At 38.4% G+C, this 23,371-nt stretch carries 16 protein-coding genes, 1 rRNA gene and 5 pseudogenes; 18 read left to right on the forward strand and 4 right to left on the reverse strand.

Annotated elements, in window-relative coordinates:
* Positions 1–15 precede the first annotated feature (15 nt).
* The 3 genes and pseudogenes from D2C78_03520 to fliW form a co-directional block, all read right to left on the reverse strand.
* Positions 16–2,102 (reverse strand): annotated as a pseudogene (locus tag D2C78_03520) (outer membrane protein).
* Positions 2,103–2,210: 108 nt separating this feature from the next.
* Positions 2,211–3,271, reverse strand: a pseudogene (gene murG, locus D2C78_03525) (undecaprenyldiphospho-muramoylpentapeptide beta-N-acetylglucosaminyltransferase).
* A 10-nt stretch (positions 3,272–3,281) separates the two neighbouring features.
* Positions 3,282–3,689, reverse strand: a complete 408-nt coding sequence (gene fliW / locus D2C78_03530) for a flagellar assembly protein FliW (protein ID QEF35079.1) — start codon at positions 3,687–3,689, stop codon at positions 3,282–3,284.
* 131 nt (positions 3,690–3,820) lie between these two features.
* On the opposite strand from fliW, the gene valS reads away from it, so the two are divergent.
* The 7 genes from valS (at position 3,821) to rplS (ending at position 10,103) form a co-directional block, all read left to right on the forward strand.
* Complete coding sequence (valS, locus tag D2C78_03535; protein QEF35080.1) at positions 3,821–6,445, forward strand: valine--tRNA ligase; 2,625 nt, start codon at positions 3,821–3,823, stop codon at positions 6,443–6,445.
* 14 nt (positions 6,446–6,459) lie between these two features.
* Positions 6,460–7,806, forward strand: a complete 1,347-nt coding sequence (gene ffh, locus D2C78_03540) for a signal recognition particle protein (protein QEF35081.1) — start codon at positions 6,460–6,462, stop codon at positions 7,804–7,806.
* Between the two features lie 73 nt (positions 7,807–7,879).
* Positions 7,880–8,110 (forward strand): 30S ribosomal protein S16, encoded by a 231-nt coding sequence (locus D2C78_03545; protein ID QEF35082.1) that lies wholly within the window; start codon positions 7,880–7,882, stop codon positions 8,108–8,110.
* Positions 8,111–8,126: 16 nt separating this feature from the next.
* Complete coding sequence (locus D2C78_03550) at positions 8,127–8,480, forward strand: KH domain-containing protein (protein QEF35083.1); 354 nt, start codon at positions 8,127–8,129, stop codon at positions 8,478–8,480.
* Positions 8,481–9,035 carry a ribosome maturation factor RimM gene (rimM, locus tag D2C78_03555; GenBank protein ID QEF35084.1) on the forward strand — a complete coding sequence of 185 codons (555 nt, stop codon included), beginning with the start codon at positions 8,481–8,483 and terminating at the stop codon, positions 9,033–9,035.
* Entirely contained in the window at positions 9,036–9,725 is a 690-nt protein-coding gene (trmD, locus tag D2C78_03560) for a tRNA (guanosine(37)-N1)-methyltransferase TrmD (protein QEF35085.1), read from the forward strand.
* A 21-nt stretch (positions 9,726–9,746) separates the two neighbouring features.
* Positions 9,747–10,103: a 50S ribosomal protein L19 gene (gene rplS / locus D2C78_03565; protein ID QEF35086.1), complete on the forward strand. Its 357-nt coding sequence runs from the start codon at positions 9,747–9,749 to the stop codon at positions 10,101–10,103.
* Positions 10,104–10,172: 69 nt separating this feature from the next.
* Here the strand turns inward: rplS and D2C78_03570 are convergent.
* A pseudogene (locus D2C78_03570) lies at positions 10,173–10,406 on the reverse strand (hypothetical protein).
* 318 nt (positions 10,407–10,724) lie between these two features.
* Here D2C78_03570 and D2C78_03575 point away from each other — a divergent pair.
* The 11 genes and pseudogenes from D2C78_03575 (at position 10,725) to D2C78_03625 (ending at position 23,359) form a co-directional block, all read left to right on the forward strand.
* A pseudogene (locus tag D2C78_03575) lies at positions 10,725–11,513 on the forward strand (NYN domain-containing protein).
* A 753-nt stretch (positions 11,514–12,266) separates the two neighbouring features.
* A 16S ribosomal RNA gene (locus D2C78_03580) occupies positions 12,267–13,776 on the forward strand.
* A gap of 1,126 nt (positions 13,777–14,902) precedes the next feature.
* Positions 14,903–16,204: a DUF2130 domain-containing protein gene (locus tag D2C78_03585; protein QEF35087.1), complete on the forward strand. Its 1,302-nt coding sequence runs from the start codon at positions 14,903–14,905 to the stop codon at positions 16,202–16,204.
* A 39-nt stretch (positions 16,205–16,243) separates the two neighbouring features.
* Positions 16,244–18,510, forward strand: a pseudogene (locus D2C78_03590) (AAA family ATPase).
* Positions 18,511–18,533: 23 nt separating this feature from the next.
* Entirely contained in the window at positions 18,534–19,445 is a 912-nt protein-coding gene (locus D2C78_03595) for a methionyl-tRNA formyltransferase (GenBank protein ID QEF35088.1), read from the forward strand.
* Entirely contained in the window at positions 19,442–20,080 is a 639-nt protein-coding gene (locus tag D2C78_03600) for a biotin--[acetyl-CoA-carboxylase] ligase (protein QEF35089.1), read from the forward strand. The genes D2C78_03595 and D2C78_03600 overlap by 4 nt, the downstream gene beginning before the upstream one ends.
* A gap of 2 nt (positions 20,081–20,082) precedes the next feature.
* The gene (locus tag D2C78_03605; GenBank protein QEF35090.1) at positions 20,083–20,877 is read left to right on the forward strand and encodes a ParA family protein; all 795 of its coding nucleotides are present in this window, start codon (positions 20,083–20,085) and stop codon (positions 20,875–20,877) included.
* 2 nt (positions 20,878–20,879) lie between these two features.
* Positions 20,880–21,752 carry a ParB/RepB/Spo0J family partition protein gene (locus tag D2C78_03610; GenBank protein ID QEF35091.1) on the forward strand — a complete coding sequence of 291 codons (873 nt, stop codon included), beginning with the start codon at positions 20,880–20,882 and terminating at the stop codon, positions 21,750–21,752.
* 110 nt (positions 21,753–21,862) lie between these two features.
* Positions 21,863–22,297: an ATP F0F1 synthase subunit B' gene (locus tag D2C78_03615; GenBank protein ID QEF35092.1), complete on the forward strand. Its 435-nt coding sequence runs from the start codon at positions 21,863–21,865 to the stop codon at positions 22,295–22,297.
* A gap of 3 nt (positions 22,298–22,300) precedes the next feature.
* Complete coding sequence (locus D2C78_03620; protein ID QEF35093.1) at positions 22,301–22,816, forward strand: ATP synthase subunit B; 516 nt, start codon at positions 22,301–22,303, stop codon at positions 22,814–22,816.
* Entirely contained in the window at positions 22,817–23,359 is a 543-nt protein-coding gene (locus D2C78_03625; GenBank protein QEF35094.1) for an ATP F0F1 synthase subunit delta, read from the forward strand. It begins immediately after the preceding gene.
* The last annotated feature ends 12 nt before the right edge of the window (positions 23,360–23,371 follow it).

Consider the following 23,371-nt stretch of genomic DNA (forward strand, 5'->3'; position numbering starts at 1 on the left):
CCTTATTTTGTTTAATCAAAAGCCTATGTTGTAGCCCACATAAAAACTAAAGGCTCTTCTATACTTCGCTGTAACGCCTTCTGATTGGTAGTAGGTGTGATAAAGCACCGGTATTTTAAGGCCAAATTCTACCCCTTGAGAAAAACGAGATCTTCTTTGCTTGGCGATTTTGGAAAAATTGGTCCTTATGCCTAAATCAAAAAGGAATTGGAAAGAAGTGTCCTTAGGTTTAAGATGGTTGCCATCCACTTGATCTAAAAAATTCGTTTTCCAGGTTTGCCCTGCAAATTGAATGCCGGCAAAAAAACCGATATCTATCGCTTCAGTCCCCCTTTTTCGGGTAAAAACATTATAAAGAAAGTCTGTGCCTGCACCATAGCTAGAGAGGGTGGCTTTCACTAAAGAGGGGTTTGAGCCAAATTGTGCGTAACCAAAATCATAAAAGCCATAATACCTAAGCCCAAACATGCGCTTTTTACCGAAAAATTGCTTATAACCCATTTTCACGCCAAAGCCGTTCATGTTATTAGAATTAGAGTTATGCTCCAAAAAATTCCTAGCAAAGCCCATTTGATAGACTTGATTCACTTTAGTTTGCATTTCATCAATCACCCCACCAATCACTGCTTTAGAGCGATAAAGCCCATAAGCCATTAAAGTTTTTGCCGTGGGGGAATAGGGGTTGGCTAAGATTCTGTCTATTTGTGCGGGGGTGGGGGCGTTTGTGGCTTGCTCTAGTTGGTTCATGATGACTTTTTGTTCTTGTTGGGCTTGTTGTGGGGTTAATTGTGGGGTTTGATGATTAGCGCCATTCAATTGCCCCCATAGCTAGGCAAGAAATTCAAACCTTTGTTATTTAAATCCAAATAGGGGGCGACCCAATTGGTGATAAAATCCCCATACGCTACGGTGTTACTAAGCAAGCTTTCCCCATAATTGATCACATCTTGTATCTGGTTATAGCTTGAAGTGCCTGTCAGTCTAGCGGCTTTATTGGCGAAATTTTGCATGCCTGAAAAAATCATAGAAGCGGTGATGCCATTAGCGATGATGCTATCCGCTAAATAATAGACTGCCGAGCTGGGGTGGTAGGTGTATTGGCCATTGCCTGATCCGATTGTCGCTCCAGCGGGTAATGCTTTTAAGGGCGCTTGCGTGCCATTAGCGCCGTTTTTAGTGTAATAGCCCGGGCCGCTAAAGCTTTGGTAGCCTTGTTGGGAATCGCTACCATTAGGGGCTTTGTTATAAGTGAAGCCAAATTGCTTTTCATTCGCTAGCCCCCCTAAAATCCCTGCTTGCATTAAAGCTTGGAAGATGTTTTGGGCGTTTTGAGCGATAGATTTAGCTTCATTAGTAGCGGTGCATTGGTTTTGAGTGCTGCAAATGGTTTGATTACTTGTGGCTAACCCGTCTTGTAAAAGGTGTTGCAACACTTCGGGGCTAAAATTTACAGAGCTACCGCTAGGGGCGCTAAAGGATTTATTCGTTAAGGTTTGGTTATACCAAAGCGTGGTTAAAGCGCTGGTAATATCATTGTTTAAAGCGTCCATGGTATTGGCTAGACCCTCAGGCAATGCAATAACAGTGCTTTGATTGCCGAATTTGACGTTAAAGACTTTGGCGTTAGAAAGATTTTCAGGGTTACGGATTAAAGTCTCGCCGATGAGTTGGGTGAGCTTGTTTAAATTATTGACTAAAGATTGCATATCAAAAGTGGCATTGACATTGCCTCTTGGGGGGTTGTTACCTGTATCGCCATTTTGGGCGTTTTGTTGATAGCCCCCCGCATAGAGCAAACATCTTTTAGAAGGATCAGGGCAGAGCATTTGCATTAAAACCCTGGTTTGTTGGCCCATCGCTTCTAAATAATAGGCTAAAGGCACTGCTGCAGATTCTAGAGCGATAGCGTTTTGGCGGATGTAGGTGGATGCGTCTTGACTGGCGTTAAGCCCTGAGTTATCCACCCTTTGAACGGCTAGAGAAGTTTGATAACTCACCCCCATAAAAAACCCATCATCTTCTGCCGCTAAAGGGTTAAGAAAAAACAAGGGGAGTAGGCTAGAATAGATAAGCCATTTTTTATTAGAAATAAAGTTTTGCAAAGGGTTATCCTTTTCTTTTTATAAAGATTTGAGCTATCCTAAATTTTATCTTATTTATCGCTTAAGTTTAATGGTTAGTCGCTTAATTGTTGATTAAAATGGGCTATTTTAGGCGCTCAAAATCGTTTCAATGATGGTTTTTGCGCCGTCTTTAGCGATTTTTTGTTGCAATTTAGCGCTGATAGTGGTGAGGTTTTTGTTGCCTTGATCGTCTTTTTGGTTGAGTTTTCTTATCACTTCAAAGAGTTTTTTAGGCAATAATTCATTTTGCGGCGCAACATAGCACAAATTTTCTTTTTCAAATTCTAAGACATTGTAATACTGGTGGTTATTGCTCGCAAAAGGGTAGGGGATAAAAATCGTGGGTAAGCCATTGGCGCACAATTCCCACACGCTACTAGCACCCGCTCGGCTCACACACAAATCCGCTTGGTGCATGACTTCTGTGATGTTAGTGTGGAAAGCGAACAATTCTACCTTATCCAATAGCCCTAATTCCTGGTAAAAAAAACGCACTTGTTCATAAGAATTGGGGCCGCAAATGTGCGTGATTTTAATCCCTTGTTTGGTGAGTTTGGGAGCGTTTAATAAAGCGAATTCATTGATCGCTTTTGCCCCTTGCGAACCGCCTAAAAATAAAATATGCTTGATTTCCGTGCGAGTCCTAGCGGAATCAAAAAAAGCGTTTTGCACGGGATAGGAGGTTAAAACATGATTTCCTTTATCTTTAAAAGCGTAGCTTGAAAACACCGCCTTAGCTTTAGGGGAAAGGTAGCGATTAAGAGAGCCTTTAACCGCATTTTGCTCATGAATATAAAGGGGTATGTGATTGAGCAAGCTTGCAAAACTCGCCGGCCCTGCACTAAACCCTCCCACGCTAATGGTGTGCGTGATCTGGTGTTTTTTTAAGATTTCTTTAGCTTTAAAAGCGGCTTTAGCTTGCAAGAATAAAGAATTTATTTTTTTAAAAAAGCTCTTATTGACCACGCCTTGCGTGTTGAAAAAATAGCGTTCGCTAAATAGGGGGCTATTTTCAAACCATTCTCTATCTTGCCCATAAGTGGAGCCTAAATAAATAGCCTCTATGCCTTGCTTTTCTAATTCTATGGCTAAGGCTTTAGCGATAGAGAGATGCCCCCTGTACCTCCCCCTGTAAGAGCGAATTTCATGCTAAAACCCTTAAGCTCGTTCTCTTTCTTGAATCACAAAGCTTTTTAAAGGATCTCTAAAGCCAAAATCCGGATAATCCATCATAGAAAGTGCCACTTGAGCGCCAAAGCCATTTTTGGAATTAAACACTAAAGGGGCTAAGAAATTAACCATAGAATCTTCTAAATTTTTTTGCAACACGACCACGCAATACACCTCAACTTTGGAATGAGAATCTAATTCTAGCAGTAATTCTATGTATTTGGGTATCACAAAGCTGTATTCCCGCAAACAATAAGGATTCACTAAAACCATATCCAACGCCATGGGTGAGTTCGTTTGACTAACCAATCGGCTGAATAAGGAATCAATTTTTTCCAAACGCACTTCATTGATATGCTCAAATCCTAAAATAGGGGCTTTTAAAAAGTAATTCACTGGACTATCCTTTTTAATTTAAATGCTTTGTTGTATAATTTTAAAAAAATACGCAACAATTAAAAGCGTAAAAGCAAAAGGCGTTCCAAAAACCAACCATTTTTGAAAGAACGCTCTATTTTAGGATAATAATGATAATGAAACAAGAACCCACTACCTACCAGCCCCAAGAAATAGAAAAAAAGATTTATGAAATTTGCTCTCATAGGGGGTATTTTGAAATTGATGGCAATGAAAAAATCCAAGAAAAAAACAAACGATTTTGCTTGATGATGCCCCCTCCTAATGTGACCGGTATTTTACACATAGGGCATGCTTTAACTTTAAGCTTGCAAGATATTTTAGCGCGCTATAAACGCATGGACGGGTATAAGACTTTGTATCAGCCCGGGCTTGATCACGCCGGCATTGCGACGCAAAATGTTGTGGAAAAGCAGCTTTTAAGTCAAGGGATTAAAAAAGAAGATTTAGGGCGTGAAGAGTTCATTAAAAAAGTGTGGGAATGGAAAGAAAAGAGTGGGGGAGCGATTTTAGAGCAAATGAAGCACTTAGGCGTGAGTGCGGCCTTTTCTAGGACTCGTTTCACGATGGATAAGGGCTTGCAAAGAGCGGTTAAATTGGCGTTTTTGAAATGGTATGAACAAGGTCTCATCGTTCAAGATAATTACATGGTGAATTGGTGCACTAAAGACGGGGCGTTAAGCGATATTGAAGTGGAGTATGAAGAGCGTAAGGGAGCGTTGTATTATATTAAATATTATTTAGAAAATCAAAAAGATTATTTAGTGGTGGCTACCACGCGCCCTGAAACTTTGTTTGGCGATAGTGCGCTTATGGTCAATCCTAACGATGAGAGATACAAGCATCTGGTGGGGCAAAAAGCGATACTGCCTTTAATCAATCGCACAATCCCTATTATCGCTGATGAACATGTGGAAATGGAGTTTGGCACAGGGTGTGTGAAAGTTACCCCTGGGCATGATTTTAACGATTACGAAGTGGGCAAACGCCACCATTTGGAAATGATTAAAATCTTTGATGAAAAGGGGATTTTAAACGCGCATTGCGGGGAGTTTGAAAATTTAGAGCGTTTAAAAGCTAGAGATAAGGTCGTAGAAAAATTAAAAGAAAACGCCTTATTGGAAAAAATAGAAGAGCACACGCATCAAGTGGGGCATTGTTATCGTTGTCATAATGTGGTAGAGCCTTATGTGTCTAAGCAATGGTTTGTCAAGCCTGAAATCGCTCAAAGTTCTATTGAAAAAATCCAACAAGGTTTAGCACGATTCTACCCTTCTAATTGGATCAATAATTATAACGCTTGGATGAGGGAATTACGCCCTTGGTGTATCAGCAGGCAATTGTTTTGGGGGCATCAAATACCGGTGTTTACTTGCGAGAATAACCACCAGTTTGTGAGCCTAGATGCTCCCTTAAATTGCCCTACTTGTAAGAGCGAAAAATTAGAGCAAGATAAAGATGTGCTAGACACATGGTTTAGTTCAGGGCTATGGGCGTTCTCTACTTTGGGGTGGGGGCAAGAAAAAAGCGATTTGTTTAATGAAAACGATTTGAAAGATTTCTACCCTAACACCACGCTCATTACCGGGTTTGACATCCTCTTTTTTTGGGTGGCTAGGATGCTTTTTTGCAGCGAGTCGCTTTTAGGCGAATTGCCCTTTAAAGACATTTACTTGCACGCCTTGGTTAGGGACGAAAAGGGTGAAAAAATGAGCAAATCTAAAGGCAATGTGATCGATCCTTTAGAGATGATAGAAAAATACGGCGCGGATAGCCTGCGTTTCACTTTAGCCAATTTGTGCACTACGGGTAGGGACATTAAGCTTTCCACTACGCATTTAGAAAATAACAAGAATTTTGCCAACAAGATTTTCAATGCGGTGAGTTATTTGAAGCTCAAACAAGAAGCTTTCAAAGACAGGGAGCGTTTGGACGAATACCAAACGCCTTTGGGGCGTTATGCGAAATCGCGCTTGAATCTTGTTACTAAAGAGGTTCGTAACGCTTTAGACAATTATCGTTTTAATGACGCCACGACTTTGTTATACCGCTTTTTGTGGGGGGAATTTTGCGATTGGTTCATTGAATTTTCTAAAGTGGAAAATGGAGCGATAGACGAGTTAGGGAGCGTGTTAAAAGAGGCTTTAAAACTCTTGCACCCTTTCATGCCCTTTATCAGCGAATTTTTATACCACAAGCTCAGTAACACGGAACTAGAAAATACATGCTCCATTATGATCATGCCTTACCCTAAAGAAATCGCACAAGATGAAAAACTAGAGCATGAATTTGAAGTGATCAAAGATTGCATCGTGTCTTTAAGGCGTTTAAAAATCATGCTAGAAACCCCACCGATTGTTTTAAAAGAAGCGAGCGTGGGATTGAGGGAGAAAATAGAAAACACAGAGCGTTTGCAAACTTACGCCCAAAAATTAGCGAAATTAGAAAAAGTCAGCGTGATAACTTATAAGCCTTTAAAAAGCGTGAGCGATGTGGGGGAATTTTGCCAGACTTATGCGGATTTAGAAAATCTTGATTTAAGCCCGCTTGTTGTGCGTTTAAAAAAGCAACTAGAAAAACTGGAAAAAGAAAAACTAAAACTCAATTTGCACAATGAAAATTTTGTCAAAAACGCGCCTAAAAGCGTGCTAGAAAAAGCCAGAGAGGGTTTAAAAACGCTTTTAGAAAAAGAAAGTAAAATTAAGCAAGAATTGGATTTGTTAGAACAACCATAATAAAAGGATAGAAAATGTTTCAAGCGTTAAGTGATGGGTTTAAAAACGCGCTCAATAAAATCCGCTTTCAAGATGATGAAAAAGCGCTAGATCGGGCGTTAGACGAATTGAAAAAAACGCTCTTGAAAAATGATGTGCATCATAAAGTGGCTAGAGAATTGCTCAAAAAAGTGGAAAGCCAAACTAAAGCGAGTGGCATTGGTAAGCAGCAATTTTTAGACGCTTTAGAAAAGAGTTTGTTAGAAATTTTAAGCGCTAAAGGGAGCAGTGGTTTCACTTTCGCTCAAACGCCCCCCACCGTGGTTTTAATGGCAGGTTTGCAAGGGAGCGGTAAGACAACCACCACCGCTAAACTCGCTCATTATTTAAAAACCAAAAATAAAAAAGTGCTTTTATGCGCATGCGATTTGCAACGCTTAGCGGCGGTGGAGCAATTAAAGGTTTTGGGCGAACAGGTGGGCGTGGAAGTTTTTTACGAAGAAAATAAAAGCGTGAAAGAAATCGCCAACAACGCTTTAAAAAGGGCTAAAGAAGCGCAATTTGATGTTTTACTCGTGGATAGTGCGGGGCGTTTAGCCATTGATAAAGAGCTTATGCAAGAATTAAAGGAAGTTAAAGAAGTCTTAAACCCCCATGAAGTGCTGTATGTCGCAGACGCGTTGAGCGGGCAAGATGGGGTCAAAAGTGCGAACACCTTTAATGAAGAAATAGGCGTGAGCGGGGTGGTGTTAAGCAAATTTGATAGCGATTCTAAAGGGGGTATCGCCTTAGGCATCACTTACCAATTAGGCTTACCCTTGCGTTTTATTGGGAGCGGGGAAAAAATCCCTGATTTAGATGTGTTTGTGCCTGAAAGAATCGTGGGGCGTTTGATGGGGGCTGGAGATATTATCTCGCTCGCTGAAAAAACCGCCAGCGTTTTAAACCCTAATGAAGCCAAAGATTTGAGCAAAAAGCTCAAAAAAGGGCAATTCACTTTCAATGACTTTTTAAACCAGATTGAAAAAGTGAAAAAATTAGGCTCTATGAGTTCTCTAATCTCTATGATTCCAGGTTTAGGGAATATGGCAAACGCGCTGAAAGACACGGATTTAGAAAGCTCTTTAGAAGTGAAAAAAATCAAGGCTATGGTCAATTCCATGACCAAAAAAGAGCGAGAAAACCCCGAGATTTTAAACGGCAGCCGAAGAAAAAGGATCGCTTTAGGGAGCGGCTTAGAAGTGTCTGAAATCAATCGCATCATCAAACGCTTTGATCAAGCGAGCAAAATGGCGAAACGCTTAACCAATAAAAAGGGCATTAGCGATTTGATGAATCTAATGAGTCAGGCTAAAAATCAAACGCCCCCTAAAATGCGCTAACTTTTAAGCATGTTTTGGGCGCTTTTGTTGTATAATCTCAAATTTAATACGAATATTTTAGGAGATTTTTGTAATGACAGTCATTAGACTCACTCGTATCGGGAGAAAGAAAAAGCCTTTTTACAGAGTGGTGGTAACCGATTCTAGGAAAAGAAGGGATGGAGGCTGGATTGAATCCATTGGGTATTACAACCCTTTAAGCGAGCCTAAAGATATTAAGATTGATAAGGAGCGCTTGGATTACTGGAAAGGCGTGGGGGCTAAAATGAGCGAGAGGGTGGAAAAGCTTTCTCAAAAAGCCTAAGGTTTTGTGAGGCTAAATGCGCGAATCAGATCCTTTGAACACGCCTTTTTCTCAAGCTGAATGTAAGGACTATTCGTATTGCGTAGCGGCTTTTTTAGAAAAATATTTAAAAAAGGTTGTGTCTTTTCCGCAAGCTTTGAGCGTAGAACACACGCTTTTAGAAGATAAAGTCAAGCAAATCACTATTTATACCCACCCATCAGACATGGGGCATGTGATCGGTAAAGAGGGCAAAATGGTGAGTGCGATTAAGGCGTTTGTTTCTGGTGTGAAAGCCAAAGACGGGTTTTCTTATAAAATCGTTGTTTTTGCGAGTAATGATAAAAATGGTGATAAAAATCCCCATGCTTTAGGCGATCAAACGCCTTGAATTTTTTTCATGCTTTTAGTGGGTAGGATTGGTAAAAGCGTGGGGCTTAATGGGGGGCTAAAGCTTCATTTAGAGAGCGATTTTCCGGAGTGCTTAAAAAAAGGCGTTAAGGTTAGCGTTGCTCCCTTGAACGCTTTCTCTTGCGCTTCTTCTTTTAAAGAATATACAATCCATTCTTATGAACATGCCAAAAACCTATTATTTTTAGAAACTATCCACACGCCCGAAAAGGCTAAAAAGCTGACTAATTTAGGGCTTTTTATGAGCGAAGCAGAGAGTAAAAAACTCTGTGTTTTAAAAGAGGGGGAGTTTTTTTATTGCGATTTAGTAGGGCTTAGCGTGGTGGAAGAAAACGAGATTCTAGGAAAAGTCATAGAAATCCAAAGGATTTCTCAAACAGATTATTTCATGGTTGAAACCACGCTGAATTTGGTTGAAAAAGGTTTGGCTAAGATTTTTTTAATCCCTTATAGGGATTTTTATATCCAAGAAATCCTTTTGCAAGACAAAAAAATAACCACCCATAACGCTAAAACGCTTTTAGAGAATAGTTGAGTGAAATTCAGCGTTTTAACCCTTTTCCCGCAACTCGTATGGCCTTATTTTGAAGATTCTATTTTAAAAAGAGCGTTAGAAAAAAATCTTTTTGAATTGGAAGTGTTAAACCTTAGGGATTTTAGCGCTAATAAATATCAAAAAGCGGATCACACGCTCATTGGTGGGGGTGCAGGGCAAATTTTAGACCCTGAGATGATAGAAAACGCGCTCCATTCTGTTAAAAACCCTAAACACACGATTTTTTTAAGCGCGGTGGGTAAGCCTTTTAAGCAAACAGATGCGATGCGTTTGGCTCAAAAAAAGCATGTCGTTTTGGTGTGCGGGCGTTATGAGGGATTTGATGAACGCTCTATTGAATTGAGCGCTGATGAGGTTTTTTGTATAGGCGATTTTATTTTAACAGGGGGCGAGCTTGGGGCGTTGTGCTTGATAGATAGTATCGCTCGCCACATTCAAGGGGTTTTGGGTAACGCCCGATCTTTAGAAAATGAGAGCTTTGAAAACCATTATTTGGAAGCCCCTAATTTCGCTAACGCTGTTTTTAAATCCAAAGAAATCAATAAAATCCCTGCACCTTTAGAATATTCTAAAGGAAATCATGCTAAAATTGAGCAACTAAAACTTGATTTGTCAAAATTAAGGACGAAATTCTACCGCCTTGATTTATTCAAACAGCACAAATCATGAAATTGACATTAAGGAAAACACATGAAAAACCGCTACATTCAGCAGTTTGAAGACGCTCAATTAAAAGACAAGACCATGCCAGCATTTAAAGCCGGCGATACTTTGAAGCTTGGTATCACCATTAAAGAAGGCGAAAAAACACGAACTCAGTATTTTGAAGGCGTGTGCATTGCGATTAGAGGCAATGGCGTGGATAAGACTTTTTGCGTGCGTAAAATAGGGGCTAACAATATCGGCGTGGAGAAAATTTTCCCTTTCTATAGCGAAAGTTTGGCGAGCGTTGAGGTGTTGCGTGTGGGCAGGGTGCGTCGTGCGAAGCTCTACTACTTGCGCGATAGGAGAGGTAAGGCAGCAAGGATTAAAGAAGTCCGCCATTAATTTCTGTTAAGATTCTTTTATCCATCATGCTGATGGGTAGAACGCTCTTTAGGGGTTGAAATCCGTTTTCTAGCCGCTTCTCTTAAAATTAGCGTAAAACTTTTTAAATGGATTGGATTGGCTTGAAAAAGAGTTTTTTAATCCCTTTTTAGTTTTACCACCGACTTTTTTAAAACTCTAAACTCTTTTTAGCGTTAGCGTTCGTTTTTTTTTCAAGGCAAAGCTTTGATAACTTCTTTTCTAGCTTGCTGTTTGTTAAACTGAATTTTTGGCTCTGTTTTTTAATGGGGCGTTGGTTGTCAAATTTTAAAAAAGGTTAAAAAGCGTTTTTTACCATCAAAATACAAAAAGCTTGACGCAAGTTAAACGATAACTCCTTGAAAAAGCGATCAAGTTAGGGGGATTTAAAGGGTTTGAAAGAACATTAAAGCGCGAAATATCCCCTCATATTCTCAAGAAAGTTTTACTATAATGAAAGAAATTAATTAAGGTTTTGAGTGTCTGTATTAGATGAGAACAGAACTTTAACAGAACTTTTATTTTTTTTAAGAAACAAGGCATGTTTAAATCCCCATGCTATACTCAACCCTTATGGCAAAATTCATATTTTGGGAGAAAGCCATGGAAAAAACTGAAACCACGATTTTTGTGGATTGGGAAAATCTTCTCGCCGATTTGAAAGCAATCCAAGAAACGAATGAGCGTTTAAAAGAGTCTAATTTTAATTTCAACAATCCCGATCAACTCTTAGCGCTAATCCGTTCGTTTTTGGAGCCTGAAGAGGAATTGAAGCGGATCTATTTTTATGTATCTGAGCCTTTCACAGAAGTTGAACCTAGAATCAAGGGCAATAAAAACGAAGAACTTGAGGAGTATAAAGAGAAGAATCCTAAAGATTATGAGGAAAGAGTGAATAAATCAGGGATTATCCAATCTTTCAACCATGCGATCGCCTAACAAAATCAAGTGAAATTACGAGTCGGTCGGGTAATGTTCAAATTCACAAATGAGTCTGAAGACAAAGAAGTCTATGATCTAGAAGCCAAAATTCCCATACCGCAGTTAAAGTTGCGTCAAAAACAAATTGATGCGCTGTTGGTGCACGATATTACCAAGCTGTATTGCACCAAACAAGGAGGGTGTATTTTGCTGTTCAGCAGGGATACCGATTTTGTGCCTGTGTTAGAAGCCGCTTGGGAGAAAGGCTTTGAAGTCTTCATCGCCAACATTCAAGAAAGCCCCAATTCTGTCCCTTCAGACTTGAAGAAGTCTTGCAATGTGAGAGAACGCAGTGTCGCTGAAATTGTAGATAACTTGCCAAAAAATCAGTACACCCCCAAGAAAAAGAACTTTTCCCCCAACGAGCCTTTTAACAACCCATTTAAAGACCAACTCTTTAAGAAGAACTAACACGATCCCCCACCAAGGGGACAAAAAAGCACCCATTTTAAAAGGGTTAGCTTAAGCGGATTTTTCTAATCCATGATTTCATTTTTTTGCTCTACTATGGAGTGATTTTTGAAAACGGAGATAAATTAGCGCTTATAGTAGTGGTTTTATGGGGAATGTGTGCGTGTTTTTGGCGGTGGTTGGTGGTATTGAGATTTTTCAAAATCCGATCGTTTTAAAATTTTAACTTACTTTGTCAAAAATTTTTATAGTTTAAGCAAACCTTAAGCTTTCTATGACTATACTTTCATTTCCTTGTTTCAGCAAGGGCTTTTAAAAAGCCGCTTGATACCTTACAAGGATAGCTGATTAAAAGCAAACGATCTTTGAAAACTAAGCAAATTGATAGAAGTTCTTTTTAAAGGGATATTCTAATACTATTTAAGGATAACTTATTTGAAAGAGTGAGAGTTTGAATAACTTCCATTCTTGTATAAGAAATTCTTACCCAACGAGTGCTGGTCAATACCATTGATTGTATTATCGTATATGATTGCGTATATAATTGATGGTTGAATGGCATGAGAGTATTTTTAGGTTAGCGTTTAGCTAAACCTTTTTAAAAAGTTTCTTTCTGTTTTGTTGTTGTAATACTTAAGAACACAACCCGTTTTATTCAATAAAGTCTAAAACGAGTTCTTGTGATACGCTAAAGCTGTTATTAGAAAATGATAACAGCCTATCAAAAAACAAAAGAGCTTTAGGACAAACACTTTTATGGAGAGTTTGATCCTGGCTCAGAGTGAACGCTGGCGGCGTGCCTAATACATGCAAGTCGAACGATGAAGCTTTCTAGCTTGCTAGAAGGCTGATTAGTGGCGCACGGGTGAGTAACGCATAGGTTATGTGCCTCTTAGTTTGGGATAGCCATTGGAAACGATGATTAATACCAGATACTCCCTACGGGGGAAAGATTTATCGCTAAGAGATCAGCCTATGTCCTATCAGCTTGTTGGTAAGGTAATGGCTTACCAAGGCTATGACGGGTATCCGGCCTGAGAGGGTGAACGGACACACTGGAACTGAGACACGGTCCAGACTCCTACGGGAGGCAGCAGTAGGGAATATTGCTCAATGGGGGAAACCCTGAAGCAGCAACGCCGCGTGGAGGATGAAGGTTTTAGGATTGTAAACTCCTTTTGTTAGAGAAGATAATGACGGTATCTAACGAATAAGCACCGGCTAACTCCGTGCCAGCAGCCGCGGTAATACGGAGGGTGCAAGCGTTACTCGGAATCACTGGGCGTAAAGAGCGCGTAGGCGGGATAGTCAGTCAGGTGTGAAATCCTATGGCTTAACCATAGAACTGCATTTGAAACTACTATTCTAGAGTGTGGGAGAGGTAGGTGGAATTCTTGGTGTAGGGGTAAAATCCGTAGAGATCAAGAGGAATACTCATTGCGAAGGCGACCTGCTGGAACATTACTGACGCTGATTGCGCGAAAGCGTGGGGAGCAAACAGGATTAGATACCCTGGTAGTCCACGCCCTAAACGATGGATGCTAGTTGTTGGAGGGCTTAGTCTCTCCAGTAATGCAGCTAACGCATTAAGCATCCCGCCTGGGGAGTACGGTCGCAAGATTAAAACTCAAAGGAATAGACGGGGACCCGCACAAGCGGTGGAGCATGTGGTTTAATTCGAAGATACACGAAGAACCTTACCTAGGCTTGACATTGAGAGAATCCGCTAGAAATAGTGGAGTGTCTGGCTTGCTAGACCTTGAAAACAGGTGCTGCACGGCTGTCGTCAGCTCGTGTCGTGAGATGTTGGGTTAAGTCCCGCAACGAGCGCAACCCCCTTTCTTAGTTGCTAACAGGTTATGCTGAGAACTCTAAGGATACTGCCTCCGTAAGGAGGAGGAAGGTGGGGACGACGTCAAGTCATCATGGCCCTTACGCCTAGGGCTACACACGTGCTACAATGGGGTGCACAAAGAGAAGCAATACTGCGAAGTGGAGCCAATCTTCAAAACACCTCTCAGTTCGGATTGTAGGCTGCAACTCGCCTGCATGAAGCTGGAATCGCTAGTAATCGCAAATCAGCCATGTTGCGGTGAATACGTTCCCGGGTCTTGTACTCACCGCCCGTCACACCATGGGAGTTGTGTTTGCCTTAAGTCAGGATGCTAAATTAGCTACTGCCCACGGCACACACAGCGACTGGGGTGAAGTCGTAACAAGGTAACCGTAGGTGAACCTGCGGTTGGATCACCTCCTTTCTAGAGAAAAGCTTTTAACATTCGCTTGTTAAAAGCCAAGAGTATTACCTGACAAAAGAACTTCTTTTGCTTAGTTTTGAAAGATTGAGCTTATTCTTTCTTTTTTACTTCTTGATTGTTTTTAATATTTGTTTGCTTATTGTTTGTTATTTCTTAATGCTTATATTTTTAGTTGTTAGTGTCTTTATATTTAATGTTTAATGTGTTTAGTTTGCTTGTTGTTTGTTATTTCTTACTTATTGCGTTTTAATTTTTATGTCTTAATCGTTTGTTTTTTTACTGCTTATGGTTTTTTACTTGTTGTTTTTGTTGTTTCTTATTTCTTAATGTTTGATTTTTGCTTTTGGTGTTTTTGGTGGGTCTGAGCTGATTATGAATGCGTTTGGATTTGAAAATTCTGTTCTTATCAAGTATTGGTGTTTAAAGTCTTATTTTTATAGTTTTAAGTTTTATTTTATAGTGAAATTCATAAGGGGGTGGGGGTTATTTTTGATTTTTTAACGCCCTGTATTTTAGAGTTTTAAACGCTCAAGGATTTGGGTTTTAATTTCTTTCGGATCTAATTGAACAAGTTGTTGGCGTTCAAAATTGCGTGCCTGAAAATCAATGCAATAACTCAAAAATAATAGAATCGTTTTCATAGGGGGCAACTAGGCGCATGCCCGAATAATGGAATTGAGTGCAAGAAAGCGTAATAAATACGCTGTAGGGTTTTAATAGGGGATTTTCATTATGTGGGTTGAGTTTGATAAGACTTCCAAAAGCAATTGGTTTTATACTTTTGTTTTCATCAGATTGGCTTTGTAAAATAACTTATTCTAAAAAATGATTGATGAGCGGTGCTCTATGCGCCGATGCGGGTCTAGGGATAGAGGCCTTTTGTAATGCCAATGCAAGACTTCTTCCCATTGTATTGTTCTCTAAAACTTGCACCTTTGGGACAACTTGCAACTGATCAATCATTACCTCAATTGCTTCATTTTCTTCACTTATAATGTAGTTTTTATGCGAAGGGTATTTTTTACCTTGTTTAAAGCCCTATTTTACTGAACTTATTGGATAAAACATGCTTAAGTTAAATTGATCTCATTCTATTATAAAATATAAAAAATCAAATCTTAAAGGAAAATCATGCAAGAAAATCAAACCCGTCCTTTTATATGCCCCAAGTGTCAAGAGCCAATTAATGTGAATGAAGCGCTATACAAACAGATTGAGCTAGAAAATCAAAATAAGTTTTTAGCCCAACAGAAAGAGTTTGAAAAAGAAGTGAATGAAAAAAGAGCGCAGTATCTAAGCTATTTCAAAAATTTAGAGCAAAAAGAAGAGGCCCTAAAAGAGCGAGAGAAAGAGCAAAAGGCCAAATTTGATGAGGCGGTCAAACAAGCGAGCGCTTTAGCTTTGCAAGATGAAAAGGCTAAGATCATTGAAGAAGCCAGAAAAAACGCTTTTTTAGAGCAGCAAAAAGGCTTGGAATTATTGCAAAAAGAATTGGATGAGAAGTCCAAACAAGTTCAGGAATTGCACCAAAAAGAAGCGGAAATTGAAAGGCTAAAAAGAGAAAATAACGAAGCAGAGAGCCGATTGAAAGCGGAAAATGAAAAAAAATTGAATGAAAAATTGGATTTGGAGAGAGAAAAAATAGAAAAAGCCTTGCATGAAAAAAATGAATTGAAATTCAAGCAGCAAGAAGAGCAATTAGAAATGTTAAGAAACGAGTTGAAAAACGCTCAAAGAAAGGCGGAGTTAAGCTCGCAGCAATTCCAGGGCGAGGTGCAGGAATTAGCGATTGAAGAGTTTTTGAAGCAAAAATTCCCCTTAGATAGTGTTGAAGAAATCAAAAAAGGGCAAAGAGGGGGCGATTGCATTCAAGTGGTGCACACTAGGGAATTTCAAAATTGCGGGAAAATTTATTATGAGAGCAAACGCACTAAAGAATTCCAAAAAGCTTGGGTTGAAAAGCTTAAAAGCGACATGCGAGAGATTGGGGCTGATGTGGGGGTCATTGTGAGTGAAGCGCTGCCTAAAGAGATGGAGAGGATGGGGTTATTTGAAGGGGTGTGGGTGTGTTCGTTTGAAGAGTTTAAGGGGTTGAGCGCGGTGCTAAGAGAGGGGGTTATTCAAGTGAGTTTGGCTAAAAAAAGTCAGGAAAATAAGGGCGATAAAGTGGATTTGCTCTATCATTATTTGACAAGCTCTGAATTTTCTATGCAAGTGAATGCGATTATAGAGGGGTTTGAGCAATTGAGAGCGGATTTAGAAAGCGAAAAACGCGCGATGAATAAGATTTGGAAAAGCAGGGAAAAACAAATGGAAAAAGTGTTTGAGGGCACGATTAACATGTATGGCTCTATTAAGGGCATTGCGGGTAATGCGATAGGGCAAGTGAAGGCGCTAGAGCTTGGGTATGATGAGGGGGAATTAGAGGATTAGTTTTTGTGGTATGCTTTGAGGTAATATTGTGAAGTAGGAGTGAGCGTGAATAGTAAGGACAATAAAGACAAACAGCAGCAGAATATAAGCAATGGGATTTCTCAAATCTCATTAAAAAAGGTGGCAACTTTTGATGAAAATGGGGCGAGTTTTGAAAATTTAAAGTCTATTAACTTTATTTATGGGGCTAATGGGAGCGGTAAGACAACCACTTCTAGTTTTTTAAAAAATCTAGCTGAAAATGGGATTGAAGACAAGTTTGCTAATAGCAAAATAGCATGGTATAACAATGAGAGTTTAAAGATTGAAGTTTATAACAAGCAATTTAAAGAAGAGCAATTTAGAAACTCTCAAGTTAAAGGCATTTTTACGCTCGGTAAAAAAACAAACGAGAATTTAGAAAAAATTGAAAGCAAGAAAGAATCAATAAATGAAGAGAAGAAAAAGAAGATAAAGAATGAAGGAAGCTTGCAAAAATTAACACTAGAAAAGGAAAAGGAAGAAAAGGATTTTACTGATAGTTGTTGGAAAAAACTTTATAAAAAATTTGAAGAGGATTTTAAAGAAACGCTAGAAGGTTTTAAGCGTAAAGAGAAGTTTAAAGAAAAAATCCTTAAGGAATTTGAAAACGATAAACGCAATCAAAGCGAAATAGTAGGGTTAGAAAAATTAAAGGAAAAAATTGAGATTGTTTTTGGTGAAAACCAAACAGAATTGGCACTATTGGAATGCAATTTAACAGATTTTGATTCTATTGAAAATCATTATATTTGGGAACAAAAAATTGTAGGGAGTGGTGGTGTAGCCATTGCAGATTTAATAAAAAATTAAGCAATGAGGATTGGGTAGCTCAAGGTAGAAAATATGTAAAAGATAATAGTATATGCCCTTTCTGTCAAAAAGAAACCATTACTGAAGAATTTAAAAAACAACTAGAATCTTATTTTGATACAAGTTATCAAGAATCTACTGACACAACCAAAAAAATGAAAGAAGACTACACAAACAAAACCGCTAAAGTGCTGGAGCGACTTAATGAAATTATTAAAACAGAGTGGAATAAATTAAACACAGAAAATTTGAAAAGAATTATTGAAACCTTGAGAAGTAAAATCAATGCGAATCAGCAAAAGATGTTTGATAAAGGTAAAGAAATGAGCAGAAGTTTTAAGCTAGAAAGCACCAAAAATGAGATAAAAGAAATTAGAGATCTAATTGACACGGCTAACCAGCAAATAGCCAATCATAATGAGATAATAAAAGACACTAAAAACCAGAAAAAGAATTGCGTGGAACAAACTTGGAAATTTCTAGTCAATGAATTTAAAAGTGATATACAAGAATATAATAAAAAGTATTGCGGTTTGGAGAAAGGAATAAACAATTTAGAGAAAGAAATTAGTGAAAATCAAGAAAAGGTAAAGAAATTAGAAAATGAAATTAAGGAATTAGAAAAAAACATGGTAAGCATAAAGCCCATTGTCAATGAAATCAATACGCTTTTAAAAGGGTATGGATTCACGAATTTTAGTTTGGCATGCACTGAAGATGAAAAATTTTATCGTATTCAAAGAGAAGATGGCCAATTAGTAGGAGAAACACTAAGCGAAGGTGAAGTTACTTTCATCACTTTCTTATATTATTATCATTTAACAAAAGGCTCTTTAAAAGAGAACGATATATCAAAGAATAAGGTTTTAGTGATTGATGATCCTATTTCAAGTTTGGATAGCAACATATTGTTTATAGTGAGTGTTTTAGTTAAGGATCTTATGAAAGAAACCATGGAAGAAAAAACAAACACCAAGCAAGTTATTATACTAACCCACAACACATATTTTTACAAGGAAATTACATTAAAAGATGATTTAAAATACTATAAAGGGAAATATTCTTTTTGGATAATTAGAAAGGATAACAATGTTTCAAAAATTGAAAAATTTGAAGAAAACCCTGTTAAAAATTCCTATGAATTACTATGGCAGGAAGTAAAACAAGCAAAAGAAAATAATGTTTCTTGGGTATCTTTACAAAATGTTATGCGAAGAATTATTGAGTATTACTTTAGGATTTTAGGCGGTTTTAAACATAATGATAGCTTGAGTGAATGTTTTAAAAATATTGAAGAAAAACGAGTGTGCAATTCTTTCATTTCATGGTTTAATGATGGCTCTCATGGGATTTCAGATGATTTGTTTGCGCAAAGTCAAGATACAAGTATTGAAACATATTTAAAAGTTTTTGAAAAAATATTTAAAGAAACCGGTCATGAAGCTCATTATAAAATGATGATGAGAATAAAGTAATTGAATTAAAAACAAGGAATAACATGCGCATCGTATTTATGGGAACGCCGGGGTTTGCTGAAGTGATCTTAAGGGCGTTAGTTGGAGATAAAGACATAGAAGTGGTGGGGCTATTCACTCAAATGGACAAACCTTTTGGGCGCAAAAAAGAATTGAAAGCCCCAGAGACTAAAACATACATTTTAGAAAATCATTTAAATATCCCCATTTTCCAACCGCAAAGTTTGAAAGAGCCTGAAGTTCAAATTTTAAAGGATTTAAAGCCTGATTTTATCGTGGTGGTGGCTTATGGTAAGATTTTGCCTAAAGAGGTTTTAGCCATCGCTCCTTGCATTAATGTGCATGCGTCGTTATTGCCTAAATACAGGGGGGCTTCGCCCATTCATGAGATGATACTCAATGACGATAAGATCTATGGCATAAGCACCATGCTTATGGATGTGGAGTTGGATAGCGGGGATATTTTAGAAAGCGCTTCTTTTTTAAGAGAAGATTATTTGAATTTAGACGCTTTAAGTTTAAAATTAGTGCATATGGGAGCGGATTTACTTCTTTCAACGCTCAAAAATTTCTCTTCCATCACAAGAAAGCCTCAAGATCACACGCAAGCTAGTTTTTGTAAAAAAATCACCAAGGCTGATGGTTTAGTGGGTTTTAAAGACGCTAAAAGCTTGTTTTTAAAATCGCTTGCGTTTAAATCTTGGCCAGAAATCTTTTTAGAAAATAACCTTAAACTTTTAGAAGTGGGGTTGGTGGAGAATGAAAAGAGCCACAAGGAAGGCGAGATTTTAGAAATTGATGAAAAAGGCGTTCTTGTGGGTTGCTTGAAGGGTAGCGTGCGTATAGCAAGGTTGCAAGCGGTGGGTAAAAAGCCCTTGAAAGCGAAGGATTATTTGAATGGCAAGCGTTTGAAAATAGGCGGTATTTTGGCATGAGAAAATGTGAAAAAAGAGTTTTTGATAGCCTGCCTTCCACGCAAATCTATCTTTTAGAAAAACTCAAAAATAACGAACTCAAAGCCCCTATTTTGATCTTGGCTAAAAACCAAAGCGCTGGGATAGGCAGTAGGGGGAATATTTGGGAGGGCGCAAAAAGCGCTTTGACTTTTTCGATCGCTTTAAACGCAAGCGATTTGCCTAACGATTTACCCATGCAAGCGAACGCTTTGTATTTAGGGTTTTTATTCAAAGAAGTTTTAAAAGAATTAGGCTCTCAAACATGGCTTAAATGGCCTAACGATTTGTATTTGGGGGGTCAAAAAATAGGGGGCGTGCTGGTTAATATTTATAAAGGCATGCGGGTGTGTGGGATTGGCGTGAATAGGGTTTCAACAAAATGGGCATGTTTAGATATTGGCGCGAGCGATGATTTGATTATAGAGGGCTTTTTAAAAAAAATAGAAGAAAATCTTTTTTGGGGGGAAGTTTTAAGTAAGTATGCGTTAGAATTTCATAGAAGCAACTCTTTTAGCTTCCATAATGATTGCAATGAAGCGGTGAGTTTGAAAGATGCGGAATTGTTAGAAGACGGCCGCATTTTGATTAAAGATAAGATATATAGTAGGATATGAGTATGATGAATGAAATCATTGCAGTGGCTAATCAAAAAGGGGGTGTGGGCAAAACGACAACAGCGGTTAATTTAGCGGCTTCTTTAGCGGTGCATGAAAAAAAAATCTTGTTGATTGATTTTGACCCTCAAGCCAACGCCACTTCAAGCTTGGGTTTTAGGCGCGATAAAATTGATTATGATATTTATCATGTGCTGATTGGCCGTAAGCAAATTTCTCAAGTGATCTTAAAAACCCAAATGCCTTTTTTGGATCTAGTGCCTTCTAATTTGGGTTTGGCTGGGTTTGAAAAAACCTTTTATGACAGCCAAGATGAGAATAAACGAGGCGAGCTCATGCTCAAAAACGCCTTAGAGAGCGTGGTGGGGCTTTATGATTATATTATTATTGATTCCCCGCCAGCTCTAGGGCCTCTCACGATCAATTCGCTTTCAGCAGCCCATTCGGTGATCATTCCTATCCAATGCGAGTTCTTTGCCCTTGAAGGCACTAAATTATTGCTTAACACCATTAGAATGCTGCAAAAAAGCACAAACCCTAAGCTCAAAATCAGAGGTTTTTTACCCACAATGCATGTCCCTCAGCTCAATTTGACAAAAGGGGTTTTAGCGGAATTGTTCAAGTATTTTGACTCAGAGTTTTTTAGAGATTCAGCTACAGGAGAGTATATTATGATCCCTAAAAGCGTGAAACTAGCGGAATCGCCTAGTTTTGGTAAGCCCGTCTTGCTCTATGATATTAAATCTAATGGCAGTATCGCTTATCAAAAATTAGCTCAAAGCATTCTTCAGGGGTAGTGATGGCAAAAAATAAAGTGTTGGGTAGGGGTTTAGCGGATATTTTCCCTGAAATCAATGAAGTGTATGAGCAGGGGCTGTATGAAAGAGCGAATCGGGTTGTGGAGCTTGGTATTGATGAGGTGATGCCTAATCCTTACCAGCCCAGAAAAATCTTTAGCGAAGATTCTTTAGAAGAATTAGCACAATCCATTAAAGAACATGGTTTGTTGCAACCGGTTTTAGTGGTGAGTGAGAACGGGCGTTACCATTTGATCGCTGGTGAAAGGCGCTTAAGAGCGAGCAAATTAGCTAAAATGCCTACGATTAAGGCGATTGTTGTGGATATTGAGCAAGAGAAAATGCGTGAAGTGGCGTTGATTGAAAATATCCAACGAGAAGATTTAAACCCTTTAGAGTTGGCTAGATCTTATAAAGAATTGCTTGAAAGCTATCAAATGACCCAAGAAGAGCTGTCTAAAATCGTTAAAAAATCCCGAGCCCATGTGGCTAATATCATGCGTTTATTGACGCTCTCTTCTAAGGTTCAAAACGCTCTTTTAGAAGAAAAAATCACTTCAGGGCATGCAAAAGTCTTGGTGGGTTTGGATGAAGAAAAACAAGAATTGATTTTAAATTCCATCATAGGGCAGAAACTCAGCGTGCGCCAGACAGAAGATTTAACGCGTGATTTTAAAATAAACGCAAATTTTGACAATAAAAAACATGGTTTTAAGCAAACCCAAACGCTCATCGCTGAAGATGAATTAGAACGCTTTAATCAAAGTTTGTGGGATCATTACAAGCTTAAAGCCACTTTGAAAGGGAATAAAATCGTTTTACGATGTTATGAAAATTCTCTTTTAGAGGCTTTTATGAAAAAAATGATGTCTTAACGCTTGAATATCCTCAAATTTTAAGCGATTTTTTGTTAAGATAGAGTTAATGTTTTTATAACAAATGCGAGTTTCAAATATTTTGTAGGATTTTAGGAAAGAAATAGGTTATGAATATATCGGTTAACCCCTATTTAATGGCGGTCGTTTTTGTGGTGTTTGTGTTATTGTTGTGGGCGATGAATGTTTGGGTGTATAGGCCTTTGTTGGCTTTTATGGATAACAGACAGGCAGAGATAAAGGATAGCTTGGCTAAAATCAAAACGGATAACACCCAAAGCGTGGAGATTGGTCATCAAATTGAGACTCTTCTTAAGGAAGCGGCTGAAAAACGCAGAGAAATAATAGCAGAAGCGATTCAAAAAGCCACAGAGTCTTATGACGCTGTGATCAAGCAAAAAGAGAACGAACTCAATCAAGAGTTTGAAGCGTTTGCAAAGCAATTACAAAATGAAAAGCAAGCGCTAAAAGAGCAGTTGCAAGCGCAAATGCCGGTATTTGAAGACGAGTTAAACAAGCGTGTGGCTATGGGTTTAGGGAGTTGATGAATGTTTGTAGTTAAAATGGTGTTAGGGTTTTTGATCCTTTTAAGCCCTTTGTGCGCTACTGGATTGGATATTTCACAAACAGATATTATAGAGCGTTCTTTAAATTTCCTTTTATTTGCAGGGATTTTGTGGTATTTTTTGGCTAAAAAACTGCGTTCATTTTTACGCTCCAAAAGCCTTGAAATCTCCAAACGCTTAGAAGAAATTCAAGCCCAACTTAAAGTGAGTAAAGAAAATAAGAAAAAACTCCTTAAAGAATTAGAGCAAGCCAAAGAAAAAGCTGAATTAATTATTTCTGATGCGAATAAAGAAGCTTACACGATCACGCAAAAATACGAATTGCAAACCAAAATGGATGTGGAAAATTTGATCAAAAATTCTAAGGCGTTGATGGATTTAGAAGTTAAAAAGATCAAAAGAGAGCTGGTTGAAAGCGTTTTTAAAGATCTAAGAGAGAGCAAAAAAGTCTCTTTCAATGCGCAAGATTGCGTGAATATTTTGAAACAAAGGCTTTAAATGCAAGATTTAAAAGTGATCTCTAAGCATTATGCTAAGGCGTTGAAAAACCACACTAAAAGCGATCTAGCGTTATTGGAAGAAATCGTTGTAGGGCTTAAAAATGTAGCAGAAGCCATAAAATTACACAAACTCAACCAGGTGTTAGCTCATGTTTCTTTAAAAGTTAAAAAAGAGGTTGTATTTGAAATCTTAGAAAAAATAACTTCTATAAAAGCATGTTCAGTTTTAAAGCCTGTAATGGAAGTGGTGTTAAAAAATAACCGGCTTGACATGTTGGAATTAGTCGCTGAAGAGCTGTCTTTTGATTCTAAAAGGACTTTAGAAGCCACACTTTTAGTCCCAGAAAAGCTTGAAAATAATGAACTAGAAGCCGTGCAACAAAAATTGCAAGCGCGTTTTAACGCCCCTGTAGAAATCGCTCAAGACACTTGGTCTAAAAAAGGGGTTTCTTTGAGCGTTTCAAGCCTAGATTTAGAAATAGGCTTTTCTAAAGAAGAGATTTTAAAGAAAATAGAAAAACAGGTTATTCAATCTATTTAATCAATCTAAGGA

This window comes from Helicobacter pylori, assembly GCA_008032935.1.
Lineage (GTDB): Bacteria > Campylobacterota > Campylobacteria > Campylobacterales > Helicobacteraceae > Helicobacter > Helicobacter pylori_CX.